This window comes from Mycobacterium sp. ZZG (assembly GCF_054786995.1).
This window is the reverse complement of sequence record NZ_JBTBFV010000097.1, coordinates 1-11547: the sequence shown is the minus strand read 5'-3', so window position 1 is coordinate 11547 and position 11547 is coordinate 1. Positions and strand designations below refer to the sequence as shown.

Sequence of the window (11547 nt, the reverse complement as noted above, 5' to 3'; positions counted from 1 at the left end):
GATCGAAGCTCCTTTGTCTTGACGCGCAGCGTTCGAGAAGAGTACGACGCCTGCGACGGTTGCGGCCTCAAGAATCATCTCGTTCAAACGAATGGCGGCGAAAAACTGCCCTGCCGGCGCTGGCCCAATATAATGTTCGATGACAAACATTGATAAACGCGCACTTATAGTAGTGAGAACAAGATTTACAGCGTATACTATACCGAACGCAACTGACCGGCCCAACTTGCGGAAGTTTATCCGGAGACGTCCCACTCCTTTAACAGCGAGCCGAACCATGATTGGCGCAGCAACTAAAAAGCTTGCGCTGTACGCCCAAAGAGCGGTACTGAGTGTCACCGAGGACACGAGCGCTAAGGCAATTGTGAATGCCGATAGAACCACACCGGGCGTTGTCTCGCTTAAAGCAAAGATCCGGATCTCACCACGTCCAAGAAAAATGCCCTGCATCAAAACGATCAAGAGCGATCCGGCGACAGCAGCGAAGATGACTCCGCCAGCCTGTTGCGCCGCGAGTGTCGGGATACCGCGGCCGTAGAAAATCCACACGCACGTCGCAGATACCGCAGTAAGCGGCAGCCAAAGGACTAGTGCGGTGCCTGCGGCCTCAGCCGGTGTACGACGATTCTGGCCAATCTCGTATCCGAAGGACGCTCGTAACCCCAAGCTACCCACAAGTGCGGCGACGGATACCGCTGTCGTGAGGATCCCGTACCACCCGAAGTCGGTCGGAGACAGCAGACGCGCCAGTATCAAGAAGGTGAAAAACTGCGCTACCTTCACCACGCCGCGGCCAAAAAGCGCGGTCAGTATTTGCCGAAGTATATCGTTCAGAAGTTAGCCACCTTAAGTACTGGGTGCCTGTGGCCGTTCTTGTTCTACAGGTAAGACTGCACTAGGGAGACGGCGGCCCAACCGAGAAGCATCACACACGGCTGTAAGACCGTCTGCGGTTGAAGCCAACCGTGGCCCGGTCCGCGCATGAATACTTGTCATCCTCTACATGTGGTCACGGTGACGGCGGCCTGTCTTCGCGTTCCCTTCACCGGATCTTGCCCGGATCGCTCCGAATCTCCGTCGTGCGATCAAGCGGATTAGCAACAGCAGAGGTTCTATTAGATACCTGTAGGCGAGGCGGCGGGGTTCATTTAGCAGGCGCCAGAGCCATTCAATGCCAAAGCGGCCGAGCCATCGAGGGGCAAGCTTTGTTGCGCCAGCTATATAGTCGATAGCGCCGCCTACCGTTGCGTATGTTGCGTCCGGAAGCTCGGCATAGTGTCGCAGCAGAAAGTACTCTTGGCGCGGCATACCCAAGCCGATGAGCACGAGGTCTGCATTGAAATCGTTGAGCTGCCGGATCGCAAGTTCATCACTTACGTAGCCATCCACCCCATCAACAGCCCAGTCGGTTAGGCGCTCACGTAAACGCTTAACTGCCTCGCGGTTCGATTCCGCAGTCGCGCCGAAGATGAACAAGCGGTGCGGACCGGCGAGGAACGATAACGCATCTACCCAGTCCGTAGAGGAAATTCGGTAAGCGCAAGAAAATCGATGACCGGAATAGTAGGACGCAAGCCAAAGGATTGGGGCTCCATCTACCACGACCCAGTCCGCACGTTCATAAAGTCGCCGAAAGTCGCCGTCAACCTCGTGGAGATAGGCAGAATGTAGGTTGTGATTAAGGAGTAGCCTTTTCCCCGGCGTTCGCGTGGCCAGGTCTGCGACCTCCGTTGCGGTCAACGGAGATACTGAGAGGTCAAACAATCCAATTTCGACCCACGTACTGTCGGATTGCGTCCATGACCGACTATTCTCAGGTCTTGCTGGTTCCCCCATGATGCCTAACCTTTCCACATATTCATGACGTTGGCGATTACGCCCCCTTTAGAGGAAAGACGTGTCGGTCAGACTGGAGCGTGAAGCCCCTAACTGCCTCTGACCTTCGGTGTGGGCTGCATAGGCCGGCAATTGAGTTTCGGACAAGAACTATCAGACAGCCGTCGCGCCGCACGAGGGCACCGGTGCTCTGGAGCCACGGTAGAGGTAAGAAGGCAAACCGTCGCGGCGCTACTGCTTCTACAGTTGCCCATCCGGACCACGGCACGAACGGACCGCCGACACGCTCCAAACGAGACACATTTCCATTCGGCCGCTCTTGTGTCTCATGGTTCCGTCCCAATATAGCGAGAGCTACCGAAGTCATTCGTAACCCCGCAACCACGTCGAGTTGCACGCGCTATGAAGCGCCCGAGTCGTCGGTATCCTCACCGACCAAGATTTCGCGCAGTTCGCGACGTATGGACCGAGCCGCACGATGGCCCTTAGCGCCATTACCTATGGCAATCATCATGATTGGGACCTCGCTCGAAGGCATGCGGGCATCTTGCCGGAGTGCATCAGCACTGCTGTTGGTGATGCTGAGATTCAACATGCATGAATTGAGTCCTAGGCCATGTAGTGCCCAAACTAGACTTGATGCGAAGATACCTCCATCGATCCAAGCCTGGTTACGCTCTCGTCGGCCAACAAAGTAGCCAAGCTCAACAGAGACCAACGCCAGGAGCGGAATTCCTTCAGAGAATCCCCTGCTGCCGTTCTGATGGCGAAGTAAATGAGCGACTCGGCTCCCAGAAAATAAGCGCACTTTCCATGGTTGACGGTTGCAGACGGAGGGCGAGAAAGCGGCTAGTTCGATACCGCGATAAACGAGAGTCATATCAATGGGCTCGGGGCCGAAATGTCGAACACTGCGGCGGTTCTTGAAGAAGGACTCTACGACCGGTCTGTCCAGCACTTCCCATTCCGGTGCGACAGGAGACACCGAATCGTCGATAGTGCCCGATTCATTCCACGCCAGAAGCGCATCACGGGCATCAACCGAGGCGCGCAGGTACGCCGTTTTAGGGGCTGTCTCGGCGGCGACCGGAATCAAGTCATTAAGCCGCTCAAGCAGTGCGCCTTGGCCAAATGGCCGCTTCGGCGCCGGAAGCGCCAGTCCCTTCTCCACGCGATGATAATCCCGCGTGAGCTGCGATTCCAATCCGACTCCAGCTAAACGCGGCGACGAGGATTCTGTAGGGCTCGAGTGTTTTGTAAAGCGTCGACCATCTTTAAGGAACTCCAAACGTATGAGTTCGCGTTGCGCCGTGGCGGTGCTTGACAACGACGAAAGTCGGGCTCGAATGACCGTCCCCCTGATGCGATTGCGTATTCGTTTTGAGAAGACCATCGAGATTCCCCCTCTGGACGTGTTTCAACACATCGTGTCCCAGTTACATGTCCGCCTTAGCGAATAAGCGTAACCGGCGTCGATGAAGATCGCTACTGACGCAAGCGTCCTCAGACATCATGTGTTGCTGAATGTGCACTCTCGTGTTTGACTAACACGGAAGTCGACGATATGCACAACGGCGAGTTCACGATTTGACAGCTTCACGTGGGCACAATGGACACCGGGCGTCGCGTACCCTACGGCAGACGGCGCCCCCGGATGCGGACGACGACGTTTGCTAGATATTGATAGACCCGGTATGGCACCATCACTTGCGCTCCGACGATGACGGCGTGGCGCGCGGGAAAAACTCCTTTGAGCATGGCCTCTAGGTACAGTCTGACGGCATACGGGCGATTGGACGATGACGCAACACGTGCGCAGGGCCAACCTCGCGCTGCCCAATATGATCGCTCTGAAATCGCGCCGCTTCGCCGCATCTTTTCGAAGTATACGAGGACGGATTCGTAACTCTTATTTCGAGATACGCGCGAATACCCAATTTCGTCGTGTAGCACAACCAACGGCTCGGCTACAAACTCAAAAGCGGCTCCAGAATTAGCGGACCTGATGGCGAAGTCGCTGTCCTGAAACCAGGGGAGTGATTCGTCAAATCGAATCCGTTGCGCCAGAGAAGCTGTAAAGACTATTGTCGATGTCCGGATGGTTCCGGGGGTGCATAATATGTACTCGTCGATCCTTTCAGATGGCAGGGCTCCGCGAGATGGTCGGATCCATTTCTTGTCGAGGCCGCGTTCGACGACCATTTGCGAGTACAGGAGCACTTCATCGCTGTGCCGCCTCAAAATCTCTAAACACGTCTCCAGCTTCTTTGGGAGGAACGCGTCGTCATCATCAAGTAGCGCGATGTAGTGCCCGCGGGCCAGATCGAATCCGTGGTTTCGGGCGCTGCTCGCTCCTCCGTTTGCTTGCCGGATACACCGAAATCGATCGTCCGACATGGACTCCACGACGGCCGCCAATTCCTCGCCGTCTGGCGAACCATCGTCTACGACTAAACACTCGAAATCTGTATACGTCTGTCTTTGTACGGACTCGAGCGTACTGCGAATAATATCCGAGCGGTTATATGTAGGTATTATGACTGAAAAGACTGGGGTACCAGAATTTTGCGCCATACAAGGCCTCCTACCTGGTTAGAGCGCTAATAGAAACTTGTAGAATCGAAATTTGAACAGTGATCGCTGGTAGCGGTCGGCCCGAATGTCTAGGGCGGCGGCCAATTTGAGCAATCTTGGGCCTAAAGCGCCGAGTGCATCGCCCGCTATGTCCATTTACCGGAAGCCAGGGCAGGCCGTGTCCGATTGCGGCGTACAACGCTAAGCGCTTCGTTCGCGAGATACAAGAGCGAGATAGTTGAGGCTGTCGCAATAGTGACGACGTTCGCCACTTCGTTCAGTCGGGAAATTTGCGAAACCGCTAACCAGGTTGCAGCAGTGAGAGCGATACCAATTAAGAACCACACCCAGAGCTTCAAACTGCTTAGTAATCGCCAGTTCAGATTGGCTACCTTCTCGAATGGTGAGATTTGGTTCACCCATGGCCTGAGGGCACCCCAAGCGACAAAAGCGCCATACGGGAGAAGATTCTGTGAAAAGGTGATGTTCATGAGAAGGAAGACGCCTAGGTGAAAAAACACAATCAAAGCGAGAGCCACCTTGAAGGCGCGCCACCACGGTACGGCTGCAAGAATGGCAAATTCGAGAATTACCGTAGCCCAGTCGAGAAACTCCCACAGTGCCTTGGTGTTGTAACCATAAGCCAGCCCTGCTAACCCTGAAGTTCTATCTTGCAGTATGTAGTACTCGAGGAAGTAGCCACGGACTGCCTGGCTCGAGGGCGCCGTCCAACCCGTGCCGAGCTTCATCGCCGCAGCCACGAAAAAAGCGAGTCCTATACACAGCGCCAGATATCGGAGCGGCCATTGAGGTGTCCGGCAATGACCTCGCCGGCGCAGTAGCGCGTCCACTGACAGCCGGTCTCCCCAGTTTGCAAAACCAAGAATCAGGGGTGTTATTACAAGAAGAATGGTGTGGTCTATTTTACCGAGGGTATAGGTCAGCCCGTACGTTACTAGCAGCAACACCCCTGAAGCAATCGACGCCCACTTGCTGAACAGCCCAAGCGCAAGGAAAACGAGGGCAAGGGTTCGCAGGATTTCTAGAGCGATAAGTACGGCGAGACTCGGAAATCCAGGGATGGCTTGAAAAGGACCGAACGGCGCGGAGTACATTGCGTCCGGATACTCATGAAGCCATTCGATGCTCGGTGCGATACAGATAGCTCCAACGGCATAAATGATCCGGTATGCCCCAAGATCAAGCGAATCGAAGTTTCCGGAACGAACCCAACGATCAAATTGGTCTCCGATTTTCATCGCGCCGCTTTGAAGTCAATATCTAGCCGCTTAGTAGTTTGCACTTGTGGCGACACCGCGACGTGCTCGTTGATGTTGTATTCATAGCGCTGCCAAAGGATTGTGACCCCTTCAATTGTGTTGTTGGGGAATATTCGAGAGGCCCGTTCTTGCAGCCATGCCACCTTTGCTGGGTTACGGAGAACCGATTCGTCACTGAAATTAGCTCGGAATACAGATGAACGCAGAACTCCTGTGTTTTCCGGCAAGATATCTTCGTATTCTACCTCTTTGACTTCACCATCAGACATCCGTACTTCAATTACGGCCGCGTTCCAATCGATTACACCATCATCTGTGGGCGTTCCGGCAAAACCAGGCATTGTTAAGGCTGGATACGGTTGTGATCTGGTGATGTAGATACCCACCATTTGCAGGCCGAATAATACAAGGGTGCATCCAAATAATGCTCGGAGGACAAGGGTATTCCTATCGTGTTGGCTCTGATCCTCCATCGGTGGACCGCCTGCATCGGAGCCCGAGTATCGCTGCATATTAAGCTCGCAGGGCTGGGGATGCTGAGAGCGTTGCCGATAATGTAAGATGCACCGCACTTAAGAACGCTGCAATATGGCTTGCAATACCACGCATGGAGATTCCCCCGCACCCCGTCTTATGCTGTCACCCACCCTACAACATTAGTCGACTACTTGCGGCGATGAGCCATGAGCGAGAACCAGAGGGGACGCGTACCTCTGGGGCGCGGGCCCCGCTGCTAGTGGACAACCCGGTCCGTCGGCATCTCTCTGCCGCGTTATGCACTGGGGTCAAACCGGCGGTAGCCTGCTGAACTGAAGAGTTTTGCGGCGCCGGCGGCGCATCGAGCCACAACGGCCGGTGGGGGTATGTCGTGGTGGCGCCGAGGTGATGAGGGGGAGGTATCCGTTGGCACTCATCGGAATCATGTCCATGCAGCGTATCCACAACTACGGCTCGACCCTGCAGGCGTACAGCCTAAAACGTCTCATAGAGAATGCTGTACCGGGGGCGACCGTTTCGTTCGTTGACTACAGACCGGGAGACGTTCTCGTCGGTGACGCTACGTCCTCGTCGACTATTGGCCGATTGCTGGCGAAACTGCGTGAATACAACTCTGTTACGGCGCCGTTTAAGCAGCGGATAAAGTTCTTCGACCATAAACGTGCCTATGGGAAACGCTATTTCTCCGCGGCCGGTATCCCTGCCATCGAGAACTACGACTTAGATCTCGACTGCCAGGTCATAGGTAGCGACGAGGTATTCAATTGTGTGCAGGGAAATTCTAAGGTCGGTTACTCCCGGGATCTCTTCGGCTACGGTACGGCTGCGCGGCGTCTGATATCGTATGCCGCATCTTTTGGCAATACGACCCTACCAAAGATGCGCGCGGCTGGAATCGAAAGTCAAGTTAAGCAAGATCTAGCACTATTCAATGCTATATCTGTGCGCGACCGTAACTCGCAAACCATAGTGCGGGAATTGCTCGGATTAGAGCCGCCCATCCATGTAGACCCTGCACTAGCTTATGATTTAATGGCCGATGCGCGCGTACCGCCACACCGGCTACACGCGACGCCGTACATCATCGTCTATGGCTATTCCGGGCGGCTTAGCGGCGAAGAGAATCGGGCCCTGCGCAACTATGCTCAGAAGATTAAAGCACGCATTCTTACCTTCGGGGGCGTACAGGAATGCGGCGACGCTTTCGTCGAATGTAGCCCGTTCGAATTGCTAGCTTACTTCCGTGATGCGGCCTGCGTGGTGACTGATACCTTTCACGGAACGATTTTCTCCATTATCAATCACCGCCCCTTTGTATCGATCGTCCGGGGGAGTGCCCAAGGAGGGTATGGCAATGAGGAGAAGCTCGGGTACTTACTTGACTCTTTCGACCTGTCTTCGCGGCGCCTCGGCGATCCTGATCAGCTTGATCAGGCGCTTGCCAGCCCTCTCGACGATCTGGCGATCGAGTCCAAGCTTGCAATAGAACGACTCAGGACCGCGCAGTATTTGGCGGAGGAGGCTGTCGTCCGAACGAACCAGGGAACGCTGTGAAGATCAATACATCTCGGCCGAAACAAAATGCAAAGAAGTTGCTGCAGAAGTTGCGGTTGCGATATCTCGCTTATAAGGATGTTGTCAGGTTCTCCCGCACGGCTTCCTTTTCGATATTTGATCAACAGTACGAGCAGGTTGTCTCCCGTATCATGTATAACGTCCACGCGGTAGAGAAGGGCCTCTCTCGCACCTCTGACTTTCGACCCGGTTTCGGGCGCAAGGCCCTATCGGATCTTAATGACGCGCTAGTTGTATACCGGACGGCCGGCCATGACCTAGACGGCTTCGCTTACGAGCAAGGCGTAGGCGTGTTGCAGCGATACCGCGAACTACATGCGAAGTTGGGCTATGAGTCGGACTTCCTGAAAGAGATCATTGACCCTGTATTTCTAAATGCAACTGTCGGCAAGCAGGTTACCGGCACGAAGGTCATTTCTCGGCTCGACAAGCAGCATAACGATGCCAAGAATTTTTATGAGCTGGCGCAAGGCCGCAGTTCAGTCCGCCAATTCTCAGGTAACCCAATTGACACGTCAAAAGTGATGGCTGCTCTGTGTGCCGCTGAGAAAACGCCTTCAGTGTGCAATCGACAAGGATGGCGGGTGTACTGGGTAGAGGATAAGGAGCTCGCGGCTCGCGTTTTAGAACATCAGCGAGGTTTCGGGCAACCCGTGATGCCCGAAGTTCTTCTTACGATTACAGTCTCAAACAACACGTATTTGAGCCCGGTTGAGCGGAACCAAGCCTTCGTTGATGGTGGGCTCTTTTCGATGTCGGTAATGTATGGTCTCGAGTTTGAGGGCCTTGCTGCCGTGCCGTTGAATGCAATGATGTATCACAAGGATCAGCTAGCCGTCCGGAAGCTTCTTTCAATCGACGACTCAGAGATGATCGCGATGTTCATCGCTGTCGGAGATTTCCCTACGGAGACTGTCGTCCCCGTCTCAGACCGCAAGCCAGCGGCGTCCTTCGTCCGAAGGCGAGGCGGACTTGAATCGATGACATCGGGGTTGGTCTAACTAGTGACTCGCTCAGCAAACTTCGGCCGCCCAACACCGCGCCCGTACCGTCCTCAAACGGAGATCACGCTTGTACGTATAGACATCGGTTTCACGAGACGTTTGCGAAAGCTCGTTTTATCAAGGGACGGCGCAGCGCTCCGGGGGTTCAGAAACGAGGGGAGCAATAGTGTCTATCCATAGCAGTGCGAAGCTCGGCGCACGCTTGGCTTCTCCAAGCACGCGCTCACGAGACAAAATTCTTGGCGCATTGTTTATCCTGAGCTCTTTGGCGCTGAGTCTGCACTTTTTTCAGGGCGCTGTCGCAAACGCGATTCTACTTGCGCTGGCGGTCGTGATCGTAGCGGCAAAAGTATCAACATCGAAGGCGGTCCTCCTCGGCCACGACTGGATGTATCTCCTTTATTTCAGTGTTGCTGTCCTATCCCTAACGTGGAGCGTATCGCCAGAAGAGTCTTTGTTACAGGCGCTGCCTATGATCGTTCCTTGGATTATTACATTCTTACTGCACGACTTGGACGAGGTCTGGGCTTGTAGGTTCATCGTATTCACCGCAGCGGCTGCCGCGCTCCTGTCCTTGGCGATGGTGTCACTTAGCGGCCGCCTCGCGTATCAACCCGTGTCATCGAGTGGGGCGCCAGAACTTCGTGGCATTTTCGCTCATCAGCTGTTTTTAGGAACGTTCCTAACTATTGCGTTAGGTTTGATCGCGATTGCTTGTTTAAACGGAGACGGCCGAAAAGTTTTGGGCAGTTCTCGAGTATTTATTGTGCTGCTCGTGTTTGGATTTATAGTTGTGCTGTTTTTTTCGCGAACACGTCTGTATGTAGCTGCAGGTGTGTTAGCGTTCCTACTGACTTGGTCATTCTCCCGATCAAACTCACGCCGTTGGTTGGCTCTCAACATGGTGGGGCTGGCTGTTCTCGTAACTTTCCTTTCTGTGAATAAGGCGCTGCAGTACTTGGCCGACAATGAGTTTGATCTGACGCTGACGGGGCGAACTGACGTTTGGGCGCGGACTCTAAACGCATTAGGAGATGGTATGAATGCCTGGGGTTTTGGCTTGGGCTCATTTCAGCTGCCGATGTTTGATCATTTATTCGGCAACTACCGTCCGAGCCATGCCAACAACTCTTTCCTGCAAGCCTACTTCGAGCTCGGCGCTGTTGGCTTGACTGTGCTTATCGTCATGGTTTTAGTGCAGTTGGTTGGCGCTTTTCGCTATTCGCTAGATTCGAGAAAGTACTCCTATAGTCTGTTCATGGTGTTGTTCAGCATCTTCGGTAGTCTTACCGGGGGTGGCATCTACGCCGGCTTCTTGACGACACCGCTTTGCGTTATGCTTCTGTTTCTTTCGATAGAAACTCGGAAGCTGCGTCTCGTTACACGGTGAAAACAGATAGCCTGGCACGGTTTACAGGGAAAAACAAGAAGTTGACGTGGAAGCCTACAGACATTTGGGCGTTTCCGAGCACATTTTCGTTGCAGTGTGCCAGAAGGAGAGCATATGAGGGTTCGTATTCAAAAGGCCGCGGGGAAGCGCCTGTCCTCACGACCTGGCCATCGGTCGCGCGCGTTTATCAATATGCACGCCCAATCCGAAAACGCCGGTGATGCGTTGGTGCTGCGCGAGCTTATTCAACTTGTTTCTTCACGTGTTCCCGCCGATGTATACCTTGGCAAGTGGCCGGAGGGCTTCGTCCGCCAGCTCAATATTTCAGAGAACTCCGCGGTCTTCCCGCACCAAGATCGTCGACCTGCCGGACTCGTCTGGGATGTAATGCGTGCCCGGGTGGCGGGCTGGCGTTGCTACTATTTCCTGACAGCAGGCGCTCCTCACGGTGAGCGGACATTAAAGCAGTTCGGTTCAGACCTTCTCCGAATTGGTTGGCTGGCCGTTCTCGCTGCTTTACGCGTGCGCATCTGTCAGGTTGGCGTGTCGTTTGAAAATATAGGTCCCAGACACGCGCGCATCCTTCGATGGCGGTCGCGATTGCTCTACGCTTCGGTGCCCCGAGACAACATAAGTCAGTCGTATATGCGTTCACTCGGAATCCGTGTGACCGGCGTGATGCCTGACGTTACATTGAACCTATTTCGCACGCCCACAACCCCTTACGGGTCGAAACGTGACGCCGTCGCCTTTAGCTTCCGCAATGATAAGTATCCGGAGATTCGCGGCCGCGCCAGAGAGTTAGTAATCCAGATCTGTGCGTCGGCCCCTGCTGATACTCAATTTTTGTTTGTAGCGCAGGTTGCTCGTGACGTCGGCTTCATGCTTGAGCTCGCGGAGCTCGCTGAAGAGGCGCATCCCGGTAGAGTTAAATTCATTGATGCGCACCAGGATATTGATAAGGCATTTGCCACCTATAGAACCTGCAGCGCCGTTTTCTCTAACCGGTTGCACGCGTTGCTGCCATCGCTGAAGGAAGGGGCGACGCCCTTTGCAATGTTAGTGCCTGGCCGCGATCCAAAGATTGAGGGCGTTTTTGAGTCGATTGACCTCTCCGATCTGGTTTTCGATGTGAAGAGTACGGATTTTCGCGAGCTCTCAGAGCGAATGGTACCGATCAAGTTTGAGGGCAGAGTCGCCGCGCAAGAGCTGAATAGTTTCTTTGATTCCCTGCTGGATGTCGCGGAATAAGGCGGCACATAGGGGCCCTGACCCCAGGTGTTGGACACGCTGAATCCCGCAAGATTGGCGGGGGAAGCGAGATGATCGACACCGATGGCAAGGAAAAATTACCCGGACGAGTTCAAGCGGGATGCGGTCGCGCTGTACC

General features: G+C 54.4%; 10 protein-coding genes. 4 read left to right on the top strand and 6 right to left on the bottom strand.

Going from position 1 to position 11547, the window contains the following annotated elements; translation table 11 throughout:
* The 6 genes from ACXMYJ_RS27790 to ACXMYJ_RS27765 all read right to left on the bottom strand — a co-directional run.
* Positions 1 to 810: oligosaccharide flippase family protein (locus tag ACXMYJ_RS27790; protein WP_460359412.1), on the bottom strand; the 810-nt coding region annotated here is incomplete at its 3' end.
* A 189-nt stretch (positions 811 to 999) separates the two neighbouring features.
* On the bottom strand, positions 1000 to 1836 hold the full coding sequence (locus ACXMYJ_RS27785) for a WecB/TagA/CpsF family glycosyltransferase (protein ID WP_460359411.1): 837 nt from the start codon (positions 1834 to 1836) through the stop codon (positions 1000 to 1002).
* Positions 1837 to 2236: 400 nt separating this feature from the next.
* Complete coding sequence (locus ACXMYJ_RS27780; protein WP_460359410.1) at positions 2237 to 3007, bottom strand: nitroreductase family protein; 771 nt, start codon at positions 3005 to 3007, stop codon at positions 2237 to 2239.
* Between the two features lie 461 nt (positions 3008 to 3468).
* Entirely contained in the window at positions 3469 to 4410 is a 942-nt protein-coding gene (locus tag ACXMYJ_RS27775) for a glycosyltransferase family 2 protein (RefSeq protein ID WP_460359409.1), read from the bottom strand.
* A gap of 146 nt (positions 4411 to 4556) precedes the next feature.
* Positions 4557 to 5669 carry an HTTM domain-containing protein gene (locus tag ACXMYJ_RS27770; RefSeq protein ID WP_460359408.1) on the bottom strand — a complete coding sequence of 371 codons (1113 nt, stop codon included), beginning with the start codon at positions 5667 to 5669 and terminating at the stop codon, positions 4557 to 4559.
* A complete protein-coding gene (locus ACXMYJ_RS27765; RefSeq protein ID WP_460359407.1) occupies positions 5666 to 6076 on the bottom strand; it encodes a hypothetical protein in 411 nt (136 codons plus the stop codon). The genes ACXMYJ_RS27770 and ACXMYJ_RS27765 overlap by 4 nt, the downstream gene beginning before the upstream one ends.
* A gap of 517 nt (positions 6077 to 6593) precedes the next feature.
* Between ACXMYJ_RS27765 and ACXMYJ_RS27760 the strand changes: the two genes are divergently transcribed.
* The 4 genes from ACXMYJ_RS27760 to ACXMYJ_RS27745 all read left to right on the top strand — a co-directional run bounded on the left by ACXMYJ_RS27760 (position 6594) and on the right by ACXMYJ_RS27745 (position 11408).
* Positions 6594 to 7742: a polysaccharide pyruvyl transferase family protein gene (locus tag ACXMYJ_RS27760; protein ID WP_460359406.1), complete on the top strand. Its 1149-nt coding sequence runs from the start codon at positions 6594 to 6596 to the stop codon at positions 7740 to 7742.
* Positions 7739 to 8764, top strand: a complete 1026-nt coding sequence (locus ACXMYJ_RS27755) for a nitroreductase family protein (protein ID WP_460359405.1) — start codon at positions 7739 to 7741, stop codon at positions 8762 to 8764. Before ACXMYJ_RS27760 ends, ACXMYJ_RS27755 begins: the two co-directional genes overlap by 4 nt.
* Positions 8765 to 8933: 169 nt before the next feature.
* Positions 8934 to 10157, top strand: a complete 1224-nt coding sequence (locus ACXMYJ_RS27750; RefSeq protein WP_460359404.1) for an O-antigen ligase family protein — start codon at positions 8934 to 8936, stop codon at positions 10155 to 10157.
* 114 nt (positions 10158 to 10271) lie between these two features.
* Entirely contained in the window at positions 10272 to 11408 is a 1137-nt protein-coding gene (locus tag ACXMYJ_RS27745; protein WP_460359403.1) for a polysaccharide pyruvyl transferase family protein, read from the top strand.
* Positions 11409 to 11547 lie beyond the last annotated feature (139 nt).